This is a genomic window from Devosia sp. P3_B2 (assembly GCF_056402875.1).
Window position 1 is genome coordinate 91,196 of the sequence record NZ_JBFUGO010000006.1, and the last position, 16,729, is coordinate 107,924.

17 protein-coding genes and 2 tRNA genes are annotated in these 16,729 nt (G+C 66.4%); 8 read left to right on the forward strand and 11 right to left on the reverse strand.

Annotation, left to right across the window (positions count from 1 at the left end; all coding sequences use genetic code 11):
• The first annotated feature begins 6 nt into the window (after window positions 1-6).
• From kdpC to AC1DV8_RS10640, 3 genes are read left to right on the forward strand one after another with little or no spacing between them, the layout of a single operon-like run.
• Window positions 7-585, forward strand: a complete 579-nt coding sequence (kdpC, locus tag AC1DV8_RS10630; protein ID WP_477157451.1) for a potassium-transporting ATPase subunit KdpC — start codon at window positions 7-9, stop codon at window positions 583-585.
• A complete protein-coding gene (locus AC1DV8_RS10635) occupies window positions 585-3,266 on the forward strand; it encodes an ATP-binding protein (RefSeq protein ID WP_477157452.1) in 2,682 nt (893 codons plus the stop codon). The genes kdpC and AC1DV8_RS10635 overlap by 1 nt, the downstream gene beginning before the upstream one ends.
• Window positions 3,263-3,958 (forward strand): response regulator, encoded by a 696-nt coding sequence (locus AC1DV8_RS10640; RefSeq protein WP_477157453.1) that lies wholly within the window; start codon window positions 3,263-3,265, stop codon window positions 3,956-3,958. Before AC1DV8_RS10635 ends, AC1DV8_RS10640 begins: the two co-directional genes overlap by 4 nt.
• 51 nt (window positions 3,959-4,009) lie before the next feature.
• Here AC1DV8_RS10640 and AC1DV8_RS10645 read toward each other — a convergent pair.
• Window positions 4,010-4,086: transfer RNA gene (locus AC1DV8_RS10645), tRNA-Pro, on the reverse strand.
• A gap of 165 nt (window positions 4,087-4,251) precedes the next feature.
• Between AC1DV8_RS10645 and AC1DV8_RS10650 the strand changes: the two genes are divergently transcribed.
• Window positions 4,252-4,326: transfer RNA gene (locus AC1DV8_RS10650), tRNA-Gln, on the forward strand.
• A 42-nt stretch (window positions 4,327-4,368) separates the two neighbouring features.
• On the opposite strand, the gene arsC is transcribed toward AC1DV8_RS10650, so the two are convergent.
• The 4 genes from arsC to AC1DV8_RS10670 are packed head-to-tail and all read right to left on the reverse strand — an operon-like array spanning window position 4,369 to window position 6,314.
• Window positions 4,369-4,773, reverse strand: coding sequence for an arsenate reductase (glutaredoxin) (gene arsC, locus AC1DV8_RS10655; protein ID WP_477157454.1), 405 nt, complete (start codon window positions 4,771-4,773; stop codon window positions 4,369-4,371).
• On the reverse strand, window positions 4,770-5,438 hold the full coding sequence (locus AC1DV8_RS10660) for an aquaporin (RefSeq protein ID WP_477157455.1): 669 nt from the start codon (window positions 5,436-5,438) through the stop codon (window positions 4,770-4,772). The genes arsC and AC1DV8_RS10660 overlap by 4 nt, the downstream gene beginning before the upstream one ends.
• On the reverse strand, window positions 5,435-5,965 hold the full coding sequence (locus AC1DV8_RS10665; RefSeq protein ID WP_477151757.1) for an arsenate reductase ArsC: 531 nt from the start codon (window positions 5,963-5,965) through the stop codon (window positions 5,435-5,437). Before AC1DV8_RS10665 ends, AC1DV8_RS10660 begins: the two co-directional genes overlap by 4 nt.
• Entirely contained in the window at window positions 5,955-6,314 is a 360-nt protein-coding gene (locus AC1DV8_RS10670; RefSeq protein WP_477151756.1) for an ArsR/SmtB family transcription factor, read from the reverse strand. Before AC1DV8_RS10670 ends, AC1DV8_RS10665 begins: the two co-directional genes overlap by 11 nt.
• 113 nt (window positions 6,315-6,427) lie before the next feature.
• Here AC1DV8_RS10670 and AC1DV8_RS10675 point away from each other — a divergent pair, with 113 nt between their 5' ends.
• Genes AC1DV8_RS10675 through arsK form a run of 3 tightly spaced genes read left to right on the forward strand, consistent with a single transcriptional unit; the run spans window position 6,428 to window position 9,440 of the window.
• The gene (locus AC1DV8_RS10675; protein ID WP_477151755.1) at window positions 6,428-6,751 is read left to right on the forward strand and encodes an ArsR/SmtB family transcription factor; all 324 of its coding nucleotides are present in this window, start codon (window positions 6,428-6,430) and stop codon (window positions 6,749-6,751) included.
• A gap of 47 nt (window positions 6,752-6,798) precedes the next feature.
• Window positions 6,799-8,208 (forward strand): NAD(P)-binding domain-containing protein, encoded by a 1,410-nt coding sequence (locus tag AC1DV8_RS10680; RefSeq protein ID WP_477157456.1) that lies wholly within the window; start codon window positions 6,799-6,801, stop codon window positions 8,206-8,208.
• 26 nt (window positions 8,209-8,234) lie between these two features.
• Window positions 8,235-9,440 carry an arsenite efflux MFS transporter ArsK gene (gene arsK / locus AC1DV8_RS10685; protein WP_477157457.1) on the forward strand — a complete coding sequence of 402 codons (1,206 nt, stop codon included), beginning with the start codon at window positions 8,235-8,237 and terminating at the stop codon, window positions 9,438-9,440.
• 141 nt (window positions 9,441-9,581) lie between these two features.
• Here the strand turns inward: arsK and AC1DV8_RS10690 are convergent, their stop codons facing one another.
• Window positions 9,582-10,931 carry an MFS transporter gene (locus tag AC1DV8_RS10690; protein ID WP_477157458.1) on the reverse strand — a complete coding sequence of 450 codons (1,350 nt, stop codon included), beginning with the start codon at window positions 10,929-10,931 and terminating at the stop codon, window positions 9,582-9,584.
• 257 nt (window positions 10,932-11,188) lie between these two features.
• Between AC1DV8_RS10690 and AC1DV8_RS10695 the strand changes: the two genes are divergently transcribed.
• Window positions 11,189-11,668: a tetratricopeptide repeat protein gene (locus tag AC1DV8_RS10695; protein WP_477151751.1), complete on the forward strand. Its 480-nt coding sequence runs from the start codon at window positions 11,189-11,191 to the stop codon at window positions 11,666-11,668.
• A 68-nt stretch (window positions 11,669-11,736) separates the two neighbouring features.
• Here AC1DV8_RS10695 and AC1DV8_RS10700 read toward each other — a convergent pair whose 3' ends face one another.
• The 5 genes from AC1DV8_RS10700 to AC1DV8_RS10720 form a co-directional block, all read right to left on the reverse strand.
• Window positions 11,737-11,955 (reverse strand): hypothetical protein, encoded by a 219-nt coding sequence (locus AC1DV8_RS10700; RefSeq protein ID WP_477157459.1) that lies wholly within the window; start codon window positions 11,953-11,955, stop codon window positions 11,737-11,739.
• An 11-nt stretch (window positions 11,956-11,966) separates the two neighbouring features.
• Window positions 11,967-13,382, reverse strand: coding sequence for a type II and III secretion system protein family protein (locus AC1DV8_RS10705; RefSeq protein ID WP_477151749.1), 1,416 nt, complete (start codon window positions 13,380-13,382; stop codon window positions 11,967-11,969).
• A gap of 103 nt (window positions 13,383-13,485) precedes the next feature.
• Window positions 13,486-14,568 (reverse strand): Flp pilus assembly protein CpaB, encoded by a 1,083-nt coding sequence (gene cpaB / locus AC1DV8_RS10710; RefSeq protein ID WP_477157460.1) that lies wholly within the window; start codon window positions 14,566-14,568, stop codon window positions 13,486-13,488.
• 123 nt (window positions 14,569-14,691) lie between these two features.
• On the reverse strand, window positions 14,692-16,062 hold the full coding sequence (locus AC1DV8_RS10715; RefSeq protein ID WP_477157461.1) for a sensor histidine kinase: 1,371 nt from the start codon (window positions 16,060-16,062) through the stop codon (window positions 14,692-14,694).
• Window positions 16,059-16,724: a response regulator transcription factor gene (locus AC1DV8_RS10720; protein WP_477151746.1), complete on the reverse strand. Its 666-nt coding sequence runs from the start codon at window positions 16,722-16,724 to the stop codon at window positions 16,059-16,061. The genes AC1DV8_RS10715 and AC1DV8_RS10720 overlap by 4 nt, the downstream gene beginning before the upstream one ends.
• Window positions 16,725-16,729: the final 5 nt, after the last annotated feature.

A 16,729-nucleotide genomic window follows, 5' to 3' on the forward strand; every position in this document is an offset into this window, starting at 1 on the left:
CAGAAAATGCTGCAGTTCATTCGTCCCGCAATCGTCATGACCGTGCTGTTTACGCTCCTTTGCGGCATCGCCTATCCGCTGGCGATGACCGGCATCGGCCAAGCCGCCTTCGCGGCCGCAGCCAATGGCAGCCTCATCACCCGCGACGGCGTGGTCGTTGGCTCCTCGCTGGTCGGCCAGAACTTCACCGACGCCAAGTACTTCTGGCCACGCCCCTCCGCTGCCGGTGCCGGCTATGATGGGCTTGCCTCGTCGGGCTCCAACCTCGGTCCCACCAGTCAGAAGCTTAGGGACCGGATCACCGAGACTGTCGCGAGGATTGAGGGCACCGGCGTCGTCGGCCCACTCCCCGGCGATGCGGGCACTGCCTCGGGTTCGGGACTCGATCCCGATATCTCTCCCGCCTATGCTCGGCTCCAGGTCGCGCGCGTCGCCGCGGCGCGTTCGCTCCCGGCGGACACCGTAGCCCAGTTGGTCGAGCAGCAGGTCGAAGCCCCTATGCTCGGCTTCATGGGCGAGGAAAGGGTCAACGTGCTGAAGCTCAACCTGGCGCTCGACGCGTTGGCCGCAGCCCCGGCGAGCTGATGTCTACCCCCGAGACCGAGCGGCGTCCGAACCCCGATGCGTTGCTGGCCCTTACGGCCGGCAGCGAGCGTGGCAAGCTGACCGTCTTCCTTGGTGCCGCGCCCGGTGTCGGCAAGACTTACTCCATGCTCAATCGTGCCCGGCGGCTGAAGACCGCCGGGATCGACATCGTGATCGGCCTCGTCGAGACGCATGGCCGCGCCGAGACGGCTGCGCTGCTCGAGGGCCTCGAAGTCCTGCCCCGCCGCAAGGTCGAGTATCGCGGGCATGTGCTCGAGGAGTTCGACATCGACGCGGGGCTCGCCCGCAAGCCGCAGATCCTCGTCGTCGACGAGATGGCGCACACCAATGCCGAGGGTAGTCGCCACCCCAAGCGCTACCAGGATATCGCCGAGCTGCTGCAGGCCGGCATCGATGTCTGGACCGCCCTCAACATCCAGCACCTCGAGAGCCTCTCCGATCTCGTCACGCGTATCACCGGCATCGAAGTGCGCGAGATCGTGCCCGACGTTGCACTGAAGAAGGCGGACGAAGTGATCCTCGTCGATCTGCCGCCGGCCGAGCTGATCGAACGGCTGAAGGAAGGCAAGGTCTACCTGCCTGAAAACGCCCAACGCGCTATCGAAGGTTTCTTCCGGCCGGCCAACCTCACCGCCCTGCGCGAGCTGGCGCTGCGCCGCACGGCCGACCGGGTCGACGACCAGATGGTCGATTTCCTGCGCCAGAATGCCATCGAGGGGCCATGGGCCACCGCCGAGCGGCTGCTGGTGCTGGTCGGCGGCGACGCGCTGTCGGAGCGTGTCGTCCGCACTGCAAGCCGGCTCGCCTCCGGCCTTAACGCGCCCTGGAGCGCGATCTCTCTGACGAGGCCCGATGCGGCACTCGATCTTGCCCAAGCCCAGCGTCTCGATGACACGATGCAGCTCGCCGAACGGCTGGGCGCCACGCTCTTGCGGGTTACGGCCGACGATTTCGTCACCGAGATCTTGCGCGTCGCGCGACGCGAGAACATCACCCAGATCGTCGTCGGCCGGCCGCGCCGCTCGCTGTTCCAGCGGCTGACGCGGCGCGCCCTGCCGGACGAACTGTTGCGCCGTTCCGGCGACATCAACGTCCACATTGTCTCGGGCGAAGAAGAGGATGAGGCAGCCGGCGATCTCGGCGGGTTCTCGTTCCGCAATCGCTCCAGCCGCCGCTGGGCCGAGACGCTGGCGTTGGCCGCTCTTGCCGTGATCGTCGCGACGCTGGTCGGCAAATCGCTCACCGCTTTCGTTCCGCTGCAGAACGTCTCGCTCCTCTACCTCGTGGCAGTGATCATCTGCGGCGTGCTGAACGGCCGCGTCTCGGCCATCGCTGCCGCCGCACTCTCCTCGCTTGCCTACAACTTCTTCTTCATCGAGCCGCTCTATACGTTCACCATCGCCCAGCCGCATGAGCTGTTCGGCCTCGTCGTGTTCCTTGCGGCCGCGATCCTCGCCGGCGAACTTGCCGGATGGATGCGTGAACAGACCGAGCGGGCGCGCCGCCAGGAACGGGCCACGCAGGCACTCAACGACTTCAGCCGCAAGCTATCCGGCTCCGCCCGGCTCGATACGGTCCTGGAAGCCACCGCCGCGCACCTCTACACCACCACCGGCATGGGCGCGGCGCTGCTGGTGCCGGAGGACGGCGAGCTGACCCTCGGCAGCATCTGGCCCCCGGACCTGGCGCTCGATCCCACCGACATGACCGCGGTCCGCTGGGCCTTCGACAAGCGCGAACCGGCCGGGCATTCGACCGGCACGCTGCCGCAGCTCGCCTGGCAGTTCCGCCCCGTCCTGCAGGGCCGCCTCGCCACCGGTGTGCTGGGCCTGTTGCGGGCCGATGGAGCGCTGCTGCCCCACGAGGAGCAGTTGGTGCGCGGCGTGCTGGAACAGACTGCGGTTGCCATCGATCGCGCCCGCCTCGCCCGGGAGAACGTCCGCACCGCCGCGCTCGAGGAAAGCGAAAGACTCAATACGGCGCTGTTCTCATCGCTGTCGCACGATCTCAAGACCCCGCTCGCGACGATTTCTGGTGCGGCCAGCAGCCTGCGCGAGCTCGGCGACAGGATGGAGCCCGCGACGCGGCAGGATTTGCTCGGTTCGATCGAGGAAGAAGCCTCGCGCCTCGGCCGCTTCGTCGCCAACCTCTTCGACATGACCCGCATCGAGGCCGGCACGCTGAAGCCCCGGCGCGACAGCATCGACGTCACCGACGCGGTGAACACGGCGGTCGATCGCGCGCGAAAACTCCATCCCGGCCACGATTTCGAGCTGAGCCTCGCATCCGACCTGCCGCCGGCACGTGGCGATGCCAATCTCCTCAGCCAGCTGCTCTTCAATCTCATCGACAATGCCTGCAAATATGGCGGAGAAGCACCAGTGGCGGTGTTCGCGCGGGGGGAAGGCGACGAGGTGACGATCTCGGTGACCGATCAAGGCAAGGGCATCCCGGAGGGTGAGCTCGAGCGCATCTTCGACAAGTTCTATCGGCGCACCAAGACCGACGGCCGCGCCGCCGGCACGGGCCTCGGGCTCTCGATCGCTCGCGGCTTCGTCGAGGCCATGGGAGGTACGCTCAAGGCCGAGAGCCCGGCAGTCAAGAAGCGCGGCACGCGCTTCACCATCCGGATTCCCGCCGACCGGGGAGCACGCGCGTGAGCGAAGGCCGCATCCTCATTGTCGACGACGAGCCGCAGATCCACCGGTTCCTCATGCCTGCGTTGACGGCCGCTGGCTATGATCCGATCGAGGCATTCACCGCAGCCGAGGCGGAACGGCTCACGGCGACCGCGGCGCCGGACCTGATGATCCTCGACCTGGGCCTGCCCGACAAGGACGGCAAGGACGTGATCCGGTCGTTGCGCGGCTGGTCGAAACTCCCCATCGTCGTGCTCTCCGCCCGCGACCGCGAGGCCGAAAAGATCGAGGCGCTCGATTTGGGTGCTGACGACTACGTCGAAAAGCCCTTCAGCATCGGCGAACTCCTCGCCCGCATCCGCACCGCCCTCCGCCGCCGCTCGCCTGGCACCGTGGCAGCAAGCCGCTACGACGGCGACGGCCTCAGCGTCGACTTCGCCCGTCGCCTGGTATCGCGCGATGGTGAGACGGTGCACCTGACACCTAAGGAATACGACCTCCTCACCCACATGGCCCGTCACGCCGGCCTGGTCCTGACCCACCGGCAGCTCCTCGCTACGGTCTGGGGTCCGGCGCATGTGGAAGACGTGCACTACCTGCGCGTCTTCATCGGCCAGTTGCGCACCAAGATCGAGCGCGACCCGACGCAACCCCGGCTGATCCGAACCGAGCCGGGCGTCGGCTATCGCTTTGCGGAAATACCGGCTGCCTAAGCTGGCCATCGCAACGAAAAACCCCGGCCTCTCGCGAGACCGGGGTTTGATTGGTCGGAGTAGAGTGATTCGAACACTCGACCCCCTGCTCCCGAAGCAGGTGCGCTACCAGGCTGCGCTATACTCCGTCAGATTGCCGTGGGGCCCATGCTGCCGAGACGCGGGAGTTTCGGCGGGCGGCCATCGGCTGCGGGCGCTTTATAGACTCGGTGCCTTGCGGGTTCAAGCGGCTAAACTGGGGGCTTGTTCGATTGGTTGCACCCCAATTGTGAACCGTGTAGGAACGCGCCCGTTGGGGCGTCGCCAAGTGGTAAGGCAGCGGTTTTTGGTACCGCCATTCCTAGGTTCGAATCCTAGCGCCCCAGCCAGACCCTCGTGCGCAAGAAACCAAGCGCGTCGGCGGGCCCCATTCAGCGACCTCTAACGACCTCGCCATCCTCCTTGGTGAACGGCCCGATATCGGGGTTTGGCAGGATGTCGAGGACGACCTCAGACGGACGGCAGAGCCGGACGCCCTTCGGGGTGACCACGAACGGCCGGTTGATGAGGATCGGGTGCGCCATCATGGCGTCGAGCAACTGCTCGTCGGTCAGCGCAGCGTCAGCCAATCCAAGGGCATCGTAGGGCGTGTCCTTCTGCCGGAGCGCCTGGCGTACTGACAAGCCCGCCTCGCGGATAAGCCAGATCAACTGCTCGCGGGTCGGCGGGGTGCGCAGGTACTCGATGATCTCGGGCTCCTCCCCGCTCTGCCGGATCATCTGAAGAGTGTTCCGGGACGTCCCGCAGTCGGGGTTGTGGTAGATGGTGACGGTCATGCTGTCGCCTCGGGTGCGGGTTGAAGCCATCTGGCGAGACCGACACCCAGCGCCGCACCGGCGAGTTGCGCCACGACGAACGCCGGCACGTCCACGAGGGCTATGCCGGAGAACGTGTCGGTGAATGCCCTCGCGAGGGTCACCGCCGGATTGGCGAAAGACGTCGACGAGGTGAACCAGTAGGCCGCACCGATGTAGAGCCCGACCAATGCGGGCACGGATGTCGGCTGTCGCTTCCCGGACAGGCAGATGACGAGCAGCAGCCCCGCCGTGGCCAAAACCTCGCCAAGCCACTGGCCTCCGCCTGTTCGCACATGCTGGGACAGCTGGGCTACGGGGAGGTCGAACATGAGGTGCGCCAGCGCAGTGCCGACCAGCGCCCCGGCGACCTGGGCGACGACATAGCCGGCGGCTACGGTCGGCTGGAGGTCGCGCTGCAGCGCCGCCGCGAGCGTGACGACGGGATTGAAATGCGCTCCGGAGATCGGGCGCAACACGCTGATCAACACCACCAGCGCCGCCGCTGTCGCCAGCGCGTTGGCGAGAAGGGCGAGGGCCGGGATGTCGGTCAGGCGCTCGGCCATGATGCCGGAGCCGACTACGGTGGCGAGGAGGATCGCGGATCCCAGGGTCTCGGCGGCGAAGCGCCGGGGAAGGTCAGTCATGCGGCCCCGGATGCCTTCGAGGTGCTACCGTCCATCGCTCCGATTCCCCGGAGTTTGCTTCCCAGCGCCATGCGGTCGATGCTTGCCAACGGCAGGTTGACGAAGGCCGCAACGCGGTTGCGCATGAAGCGGAGCGCGTCCTCGAAAGCACCTCGCTTGGCGAACTCCGGCCCGTCGACATCGGCGGGGTCTTCGATGCCCCAGTGGGCAGTCATTGGCTGGCCCGGCCAAACGGGACACGCCTCGCCGGCTGCGTTGTCGCAGACGGTGAACACGAAATCCATCTTCGGTGCGCCGGGTACCGCAAACTCGTCCCAGGCCTTGGAGCGAAGGCCCGCTGTCGAGATGCCGGCCTCGGTCAGAACCGAAAGGGTCATGGGGTGGACCTGGCCCTTGGGTGTGCTGCCAGCCGAGTAGGCGTGAAAGCGGTCACCGGCCACGTGGTTGAGCACGGCCTCGCCAAGGATGGACCTCGCGGAGTTGCCGGTGCAGAGGAAGAGGACGTTGTAGACGCGATCAGCAGGCATTCTTTCCAGCTCCGGGTGTGCAGCAGGGGGTGAACTCGGCGACGAGCGGTTCGCAAAGCTCGGGACGCCCGCCGCAGCAATCACTGACAAGGAAGCTCGCAACCTCCCTCACGCGGTCCATTTCAGCGCGGTAGATGATCGACCGGCTGTGTCGCTCCGCCGAGACAAGTCCGGCCCGGGCAAGCACTGCGAGATGGGTGGACATTGTGTTCTGCGGGACATCGAGCAGCCGCGCCACCTCTCCGGCGGGGAGGCCGTGTGGCTCGTGGCCAACGATCAGGCGAAAGGCGTCAAGCCGGGTGGCCTGGGCGAGCGCAGCGAAGACGTCGACGGCGTGGGTATTTTCCATGCATCGAGGATTATCGATATGACGATTGCCCGGCAAGTGAACCTTTTATGACGGTATTTCGGCAATCGTCGAAATAGACTTGACACATCGCGCACGCCGCATATGCTATTTCCATGAACATCGAAACAGCAGCATCGCAGCTTGAGGCGCTCGGCAACGCCACGCGGCTGAACATCTACCGGACTTTGGTGCGAGCCGGGGGCAACGGGTTGCCGGTTGGCAAGCTCCAGCTCAAGCTCGATATCGCCGCCTCCACGCTCTCGCACCACGTCAAGAAGCTGGTTGAAGTGAACCTGGTCAGCCAGGAGCGTCAGGCGACCACGCTGATCTGCCGGGCCAACTACACGAGCATGAATGGCCTGATCGGCTACCTGTCGGACGAGTGCTGCGCCGACGAGGCAAGCTGCGCCTCGACCGCCGAACAGACAGCGGCATGACGTCCTCTTTTTACTCCATTGTTCCAACCTTCTGGAAGGATCGAAATATGGTCAACTCACATCTCCCCATCGCTGTCATCGGCGCCGGACCGGTCGGATTGGCAGCTGCGTCGCAAATCATCAGCCGCGGCCTCAAGCCCATCATCTTCGAGCGTGGCTCGTCGGTAGGCGCATCGCTGCTGGAGTGGTCTCACGTGCGGGTGTTTTCTCCGTGGGAGTACAATATGGACGCGGCCGCCAAAGCCCTCCTCTCGGAGACACATTGGGATGAGCCGGACGCCACCGAATTGCCGACGGGCGGCGAGATCGTGGAGAGGTACCTGCGGCCGCTATCTGAACTGCCGTCCATCGGAACGGCCTTGCGGTTGGGCGCGACCGTCACCGCGATCACGCGACAGGGTCTGGACAAGCTCTCCAACCTTCGTCGCGATACCACGCCATTCGAGATCCGATGGATCGATGCCGACGGCTGCGAAAGGTCCACGCTGGCGCGAGCGGTGATCGATGCGTCGGGTACGTGGACCAGGCCAAACCCCATGGGCGTCGATGGACTGCCTGTTCCCGGCGAGAGGGCGCTGTCCGACCTCGTGTCCTACGGCATCCCCGACGTTGCGGGGTCGGACCGGGCCGCTTACGCCGGCCGCACGATCCTTGTCGTCGGCAGCGGTCACTCGGCGATCAATGCGGCCCTCGCGCTTGTCGCCCTGCAGGAACACGTCCCGGATACCAAAATCCTCTGGGCGCTTCGTCGCGACAACCGGCTCGACAAACTCCTGGGGGGTGGCCTGAACGATCAGTTGCCGGAGCGCGGGGCTCTCGGCCTCGCGGCCAAGAAGGCCATCGACGCCGGACGGCTCCAGATTCTTGCGCCGTTCGCCGCGACCAGCCTCCAGCGGTCCGACAAGGGCGTCACAGTCAGCGGCACTGTGGGACACGCGCCAATCACGCTCGAGGTGAACCGCGTCGTCGTCGCGACAGGGTTCAGGCCCGACCTGCAGATGCTGGCAGAGCTCCGTGTCGGCATTGATCCAGCCACGGAAGCGCCACCGGCCCTGTCGCCCCTGATCGATCCGAACTTCCACTCGTGCGGAACGGTACCGCCTCACGGGGTGCAAGAACTCAGCCATCCCGAAGCGGGGTTCTATATCGTGGGAGCCAAGTCCTACGGCCGCGCCCCGACCTTCCTGATGGCGACCGGCTACGAGCAGGCTCGCTCGGTGGTCGCCGAGATCGCCGGGGACCATGTCGCCGCGCGGCAGGTCCACCTGGTGCTGCCCGAGACGGGTGTGTGCAGTGTCACCCCGGCAGCGTCCGGCGGATCAAGCTGCTGCGGCGGGCCTGCCCTGGACGCCACCTCGTGTTGCGTCGCGGACGAGACCGCAAAGGCCGAAGGAGAAGCCGGTTGCGGGTGCGGTTCTTCGTCGGTCGCACGACCGGCGCTCGTCGAACTCGCGTAGGCATGATGACCGCAGCCACCAACCGAATGGCATCGATCGTATGGGCACTCGGGCTCACCCAGATCATCGGCTACGGCACGCTCTACTACAGTTTCGGAACGCTGGCCCCATCTATGGCGGCGGAATTCGGATGGTCAGAGGAGTGGGTGTTCGGCCTGCTGTCGGCGTCGCTGCTGGTCGGCGGGCTCGTGGCGCCCCTGTCGGGTCGCCTCGCAGACAAGTATGGGGCAGCCCAATTGATGACATCAGGCTCCGTGGCGGCCGCCCTGGCGCTTACGCTCTGCGCCATCGCGCCCAACGGCATCGTGTTCGCTGCCGGGCTGGCGGCGATGGAGGTCGCCTCGGCCTTCGTCCTCTACGCGACGGCGTTCACCGCCCTTGCCCAGGCATCGCCCACCGGGGCGCGGCGAAGTATCACCCACCTGACCCTCATCGCGGGCTTTGCCTCGACGATTTTCTGGCCGATCACCGCGGCGCTGCATGAGGTGTTTTCGTGGCGGGAGGTCTACCTGATCTACGCCGCGGTGAACCTGCTGGTCTGCGTGCCGGTTCACTTCTGGCTTGCCAGAGGGCATCGCCTGAGCGCGGGGGAGCGTCGCGAGACACCTGCCACGGCTGCGCTGGTGCCGGCCGAAAAGCAGCGCCTGGCATTGGTGCTGATGCTCGCGGGGTTCGCGCTGGTCGGCTTCGTGTCGTCCGCAGTGACCGTCCACATGGTGCCCATGCTGTCAGACCTTGGGGCCGGGGAGGCGGCGGTGATCGCGACCATGCTCTTCGGTCCCTCGCAGGTGCTGAGCCGGTTGATCAACATGCAGTTCGGACGGGGGCTGTCGCAGCCGGTGCTGGCGATCATCGCCGCGCTGGTCCTCCCGGCGGGCCTCGCGGTCCTGCTGCTGACGACCCCGTGGGTGCCCGGCGCGGCGGCCTTCGCGGTGCTGTTCGGTCTGGGCAACGGGCTCTACAGCATTGTCTCGGGCACCCTGCCGCTCGTGCTGTTCGGCTCGGCGGGCTATGGGCGGCGGCTGGGCATGATCAGCTCGTCGAGGCTGCTCGCCTCGGCCGCAGCGCCGTTCGCGTTCTCGCTCGTCGCGGGCGCGGCCACGACCGCGGCAAGCGTCGCCTTCTCGGCTGCGATAGGCGTAATCGCCGTCGCCGTCTTCGTTGCTTTGCGACTCGCAGCCGGAGAGCCCTCGACGGAAGAGCGGGAGCCGGTGCCGGCGGCTCCCCGCTAGGTCGGGGGTCAACAGATGCGGCCCTGGCCGAGCGCGGTGGCCCCGAGCCTGACGCCGTCACGCTCGAGACGTTCGGCAGGGTCATTCCCGAGGCGTGATCAGCAGCGAGGCGCACCCACCATGGACAGCGGCCACCGGGCTTTAGGCCGGCCCGGCTTCCGGTAGGCCGCCGGCGGTGTCGTCGTCATCGGGGCCGGCGGCGTAGGCGGCTGAGAGCTGGCGGTAGTATTTCGAGTTGAAGGCGATGATCGTCACCACGACGCCGAGGAGGCCGGCGAGGGTGAAGACGAGAGCGATGCCGCGTTCCGGCCCGGTGCCGAACCAGCTGCCGATCAGGTCGGCGCCGGCGCCATCGGTCATCAGCGGGATGAAGAAGAACTGCGTCAGCGGCCCGATCAGGAAGGCGGTGAGCGGCGATGCCGCGAGTTCGACCGACTGCGCGAAGCCGAACACCCGGCCCTGGCGCTCCACCGGCACGACCTTCTGCAGCGTCGTGTGCTCCGCCGCCTCGGCATAGGGGCTGAGCAGCATCCAGATGAACATGCCGGCGCCGAGCAGCCAGATCGAAGACTGGAGGGTGAACACACTGCACGCCGCCCAGGTGATGACGTTGACCAAGAGGAGCGTGCGCAGCGGCTGCTTGCCCAGACCGGTCCTCGCGATGACGATGCCGCTGATGATGAAGGCGGTGGAGAGCACGCCGAACAGCAGACCCCACGTCTCGACCGAGACCAGCGACAGCCCGTAGGCATCGAGCAGGGCCATGAAGATGCCAGCGAGGAAATTGTTGAAGCAGGCAAACAGGATCAGCGCGAACAGCCCTGGCACCGCGGCGATCACCCGGATGGTGCCGCGGATATCGACACGCTTGGGTTCGGCCGGCTCGCCGGCCACGGGCTCCACTCGTTTTTCGTCAATGCTGACGAAGGTCAGGTGGGCATAGGCCAACACCGTGAGCGCCAGGGCGAGGACCAGCACCGCCAGCATGCCGCCCCAGGCGACGAGGAAGCCTGATATTACCGAGGTGGTGAGAAAGCCGATGCCGCTCACCATGCCGACGAGGCCGTTGGCCTTGTCACGCCGGTCCTCGGGGATGAGGATCGTCACCAGCGTTGGCAACGCGATACTGCGGATATTGCCGGCGATGACGCCCAACATGATCAGCGCCACGAATACCCATAGCTGCCAGCCGTAGGGGTCGGTGAACGCCTCCTGCGGTACCAACAGCAGCAGCGCCAGCGACACTGCATAAAAGACCAGCGAGACGACGCTCGAGCCGAGCATCGCCAGCTTCTTGGGATTGTGGTCGACGATGCTGCCGAACCAGAAGCCGAACCCCGCCGTCAGCACCAGGTAGACGCCGGCGATCATGCCGGTGGCGAACACCGACTTGGTTTCGAGAAAGACCCAGAAGGTCAGCGCGAACCAGACGGTGAAGTTGGTGATGTTGGCAACGAGGTTGTTGCCGAGGATCTGGTGGAAGGGGTTCATCGTCGTAACCTGAGCGGTGAATCTGTCGACAGAGATGGAGCCTCGGGCCCCATGATGCAACGTCGATCGGTTCGTAACGGCCGCCGGTAACCCGCCATTAAGGGTAACCGCACTGGTCCTGCGCATATTTACCAAGCGGTATCCAAGCGCGCCCTAGCGTTCTGTCACTTAGGTCAAGGCTCGCGTCCGCGCGGGCCTCTCGATGGGGGCATTGAGGGATGGTTAGCTGCTTTGGCAGGCGTTTGCGGTATGGGCTGTTGGCCGCGGCGCTCGTGGCGCTGCCGTTGAGCGGCTGCAGTTCGGCCGGCCTCAGCACCTTCGGCAGCAACAAGCTGGCGGTCGCCGAGATCTCCAATATCGAGACCTATACGGCCGATGGCGCGCTGCGCGAGGCCAAGGCCCATTTCCGCAACAGCAATTTCGGCTACTCGGCTGCGTTCTACAAGCGGGCCGTGGAGCTGACGCCGAACAATGCCGAGGGCTATGTCGGGCTCAGCGCGTCGTATGACCGGCTCGGCCGCTTCGACCTGTCCGACCGGGTCTATGCCTCGCTCTACCAGATGTCGGGCGGCACGGCGCAGTACTTCAACAATGTGGGCTATTCCTACATGCTGCGCGGCAACCTCAGCGAGGCGATGAAGAACTTCCGCAAGGCGCAGAAGCTCGACCCGGACAATCTGGTGGTTGCCAACAACATCCAGATCCTGTCGCGGGCAGCGGCCGAGAGCCGCGCCTAAGGCGATCGAGCGTTTGAAACACTGACGGAGTGTCCTGCTTTCGCGGGAACAACGGCGGTGGAGGGCGTCTATTCCGCCGGTGCAGCGGGGGATGTGACGATCGCGCCGTCCTTGCCCAGGCCCTTGGTCGAGTACATCGAGCGCTTGCTGGGATTGGTGGTCTGCTGCGCGAGGTTCGCTTTCACCGCATCGCCGGCGCTGTAGCCCACCCGGTCGGTGCGCTGCATGTAATCGTAGGTGCAGCCGCCCAGCGCGGCGAGGAGCGCAATCGCGGCGGCGGTACGCATGGCGTGCCCGTTCAAGTGCCGCTCCCCAGGTCGATGATGTATCCATAGGGGCCCGCGACGCCGTCGCCGGTCTGGAAGTTCTTCAGCATCTTGGGCGTCACTTCCATCTTCCCGAGGGCGAAGAACTCGAGGTCGTTGGCCGGCTGCGTCGCGTCGAGCGGGGTTGCAACGACCTGGCCGGGCGTAGTCGGCTGCACCAGGCGCGGCGTGACGATCACCACCATTTCGGTGTCGTGCTTCTGGAAGCTCGAGGACTTGAACAGCGAGCCGAGGATCGGCACGTCACCCAGCCACGGCAGCTGGTTCTGGTTGAGTTCGGTATTGGCCTGCAACAGGCCCGCGACCGAAAAGCTCTGGCCGTCGCGCAGCTCCACCGTTGCGTCGAGGTTGCGGGTGTTGAACACCGGGTCGCCGGACGAGGTGAAGCCGTTGATGCCGCTGACTTCAGGCGTCAGGTGGATCTGGATGCGGTCGTCATCGAGCACCGTGGGCTGGAACACCAGCCGCACACCGAAGTCGCGATAGCTGAGCGCGGCATTGCCGCTCTCGTCCACCACCCGGATCGGCACCTGGCCGCCGGCGAGGAAGCTGGCACTCACGCCCGAGAGGGTCGTCAGGTTCGGCTCTGCCAGCGTGCGCACCAGCGCCTTGCCCTCGAGCGCATTGATGGTCGCCGTCAGGTTGATGCCGCCCGAGGCAATGATGCTGGTGACGAAGGAGGCGAAGGAACTGCTCACCGGATTGGCCGGGCCGCCGCCGATGGTGGCGTCGACGCCCCCGACATTGCCGCCCCACTGGATGCCGAGTTCACGGCCGGCGTCGCGCTGCGCTTCGAGGATGCGGACCTCGAGATTCACCTGCTGGCCGCCGCTCAGCGTCATGGTGTTGATCACCGCCGGGCTGCCGTACTGCGCGACGATATCGAGCACCTTCTGCATGGTGACCGAGTCGGTGACCGTGCCGCCGAGACGCACGCGGCCATTGACGCTGCTGACCTTGACGTTGGAGTTCGGCAGCGCCGAGTGGATCGAGCGCGCGATGTCGGCGGTATCGACACCGACTTCCACCGCCAGCAGCCCGACCGGGGCGCCTTCGGCGGAGAACAGGTTCACCGTGGTGGTGCCAAAGCCCTTGCCGACCAGATAGAGCGACTTGTCGGTGATCGGCTGTGCGTCGGCGATCAGCGGGTCGGCCGAGACGATCTTGAACACCGGATCGGAGATGGTGACGGTCACCGCCTGCGACACCGGCAGCTTGATCCGCATCACCGATGTGGTCTTGAGATCGTAATTGACGGTCTGCGCCAGCGCCGGGGCCAAACCCCCGACCAACAGCGCGCCGACCAGCATCGCCAGTCGCAGCGCCCACCTAAGTCCCTGGGACAGCAGCGTTCTGCCGTTGTCCCGGTTTCTGTTCAGTTCGTGCATCGTGCTAACGTTCTCAAGCAACCCGGCAAGTTCTAGCAAAGCCGGGTCAACGGCGATTTAACGGCGGTACGGTTTGGCACCTTCATAGGGGCGCCCAAACCGGTCATTTGGCCCAGAACGGGCTCGACATGCGGATCGCCTGGTTGGTGCTCCGCTCGGCGGCGGGAACCGCTTCGGCGGCATCGACGATCGGCCGCAACACCAGCGACAGCTTGCCCGCGCCGGTGGCATTGATGATCACCTCGGCCTGCGCGCTATCGAGCTGCAATGTCGCGGTCGCCTCGTTGGCGAAGATCTCGGCGCGCGGGTTCTCGGGATCGGCCGGCGCACCGGTGGTGCCCGTCTCGCCGAGCCGGGTGTTGATCGCCAGCACCCGCACGTTGCGCAGGATCGTGTCCGAGACCTGGCCGAGTTCGCTGCTGCGCGTCAGCACCACGTCGACCCGGTCATTGGGGACGATGAAGCCGCCCGAGGCGGAAGACGCAGAAATCACCACCGAGACGCCACGCGTACCGCTGTCGAGCACGGCGGAGAGATAGCCGTCGCCGGGCTGGGCCAGCTTGTCGGCGCGGATCGGCTCGCCGGGGAAGAACTCGAAACGCGCCACCGCGCCGTTCATCTGGGTCATCGCATCGGGCATCGCCGCCGCGGTGATGTACTCGGTACGGACCGCGCCCTCGGGCCAATCGATCCACTCGACCGATTCCGGCGTCAGCCGCTGGCCGAGGCCGATGCCGGTCTTGGCGGCGAGGACCTGCAGCCGCGGCTCCTGCACGACTTCGGTCACCGGCTGGACGACGGTCTGTGTCACCGGCTGGCTCGACTGCGTGGTGAGGTAGGCGGCCAGCCCGCCGGCAATCAGCGCCACGGCGAGCAGCGCAATGCGGGAGGGCGGGATCTTCCAGCGCCAGCCGAGATTCTGCGGCGGCGGGGCGGATTGGCGACGGTCGCCACCCTTGCGGCGATCGGTATTGGTGACCACCGTCTGCAGCGCCTCGGAGCGCCACGCATCGAGGTTGCGGCGTTCCGTCTGGGTCGGCGGCGGTGTCCAGGTAACTTCGGCCAGCACTTTGTCCAGCACCTGTGGGTCGGCCTTGAGTGCCGCGGTTCGCGGCAGTTCAGGGCGGAGGGCCTCTTTGACTTCGCTGTCATCCTTGAGAGCGACCGTTTGTGTACGCCGGAGCACGAATTCCTCGCTGTGCGGCCAGAAGAGCTGCCGGCATTCGGCCGACCCGTAGTTGTCTACGCGAAAAGGCTCACGGCTTCGTTCCAAAGACCGGTGACTTTGAACGACAGGGTTAAGCTTGGGCTAACCAAGAGCCGGCTGGGCTAGCGGCAGCCGGACTGTCGCCTGCAATCCGCCCTCTGCGGCGCGCGAAAACTGCACGGTGCCGGAGTTCAGTGCGACCACTTCGAGCGCGATGGCGAGCCCGAGGCCGGAGCCGCGCCGGCTCTCGTCATGGCGCTGGCCGCGCACGCCGAGTTGGGCGATCTGATCCTCGGGGAGTCCGGGCCCATCATCGGCAATCGTGAGGTCCGCGAACTCGCCATCGGACCGGGTTTCGACCCGCACCAGCGACTTGCCCCACTTGGCGGCGTTCTCGAGGATCACGCCGACCAGCTCGAGGAGGTCATGGCGGTCGATATCGACCTTGAGGTCCGGCGCCAGGGCGAGCTGCCAGTCGAGCACTTCGCCCTCATGCGTGCGGCCAAGCACGGCCACGGTGCGGGTGACGGCCTCGTTCAGCGAGGCGCTGAGCTGGTGTGCCCGGGTGCGCATTCTCAGCCGGGACAGCCGCAACTGGTACTCGACCCGGTCGTCCATCTCGCCGACGATCTCATCCACCTGCGCCCCCGCCTCGGCGTGACCGGTGCTTTGCATATCGGCGGCGAGATTGCGCAGCACCGAGAGCGGCGTCTTCAATCCATGCGCCAGATCGGCGGCGCGGGCTCGGGCGAAGTCCATCGATTTGCGCTGCTGCGCCAACAGTTCGTTGACCTCACCGACCAGCGGCAGCACTTCGGCCGGGTAGCGGGCAGGCAGCGTCTGGGTCTCGCCGCGGCGCACCGCGCCGATGCCTTCGCGCAGACTCTCAAGCGGCTTCAAGCCGAGCTGAACCTGCAGCCACGCCGCGAGGATCAGCGCCACGCCGAGCACCGCCAGCGCCCGCATCAGGTCACCGCCGAAGCGGCGGATCGACTCGTCGAGCACCGCCCGGTCTTCGGCCAGCGTGACCCGGAACAGCTTGGGGCCGGCATCGGACGCAAAGCTGACCTCGCGCACCATGCCGGAAAGCGACTGGTCACTCGGTCCAGCCAGCGTGCCGAAGCGCTCGGCGCCACCCGGCGCGGTAGCTCCGCTGGTATCGAGCACGTGGTCCCACAGCGAGCGCGAGCGCCACGTCTCGCCCGAGGCAATCGCCTCGACCTGCCAGTAGACGCCCGAGAATGGTGTGCCGTAGCGTGGGTCGGGCAGCGCGTCGGCGGGGACCGGGTCCGCGGCAGCTGGGTCGATCTGTGCCACCAGCCGGTTGAGGCTGGCGGTGAGCCCGTCGCGCATCGAGCGCTCGACATTGGCGGTGAACATCCAGCCGATGCCCAGCCCGGCGATCACCAGCGCCAGGACGATCCACAATGCCGCGCCGCCGAGCAGCCTCAGGCGCAGCGAGCGGGGGTTCATTCCTCAAGCGCCCCCAGATAGTAGCCGAAGCCTCGTCGGGTCTTGATGATATCGCTGCCGAGCCGCCGCCGCACCCGGCCGACCAGCACTTCGATCGAGTTGGATTCGCGTTCGAAGTCCTGCGCGTAGAGATGCTCGGTGATCTCCATCTGCGACACCACGCGGCCGCGCTGGTGCGCCAGGTATGCGAACAGCCGGTATTCCTGCGGGCTGAGGCTGATCGGGATGCCGTCCCGGGTCACCTGCATGGTCCGGGTATCGAGCACCAGGTCCTCGATCTCGACGCGCGAAGAGGCAAAGCCGCCGGAGCGGCGGACGATGGCGCGGATGCGGGCCACCACCTCTTCGACGCGGAACGGTTTCACCACATAATCGTCGGCGCCGGCCTCGATGCCTTCCACCCGCTCTTCCCAGTGGCCGCGGGCGGTGAGGATCAGCACCGGTCCGGTACGGCCGGCCTTGCGCCAGCGCTTCAGGATGGTGAGGCCGTCGAGCGTCGGCAACCCGAGGTCGAGGACGATGGCGTCGAATTCTTCGGTGTCGCCGCGGTACCAGATCTCTTCGCCGTCGGTTTCGATCTCAGCAACGAAACCGGCCGCCTGCAAGGCGGCGGCGAGAGCTTCGGCGATCCGTCGATCGTCTTCGGCGACCAGAACCCGCATGTGAT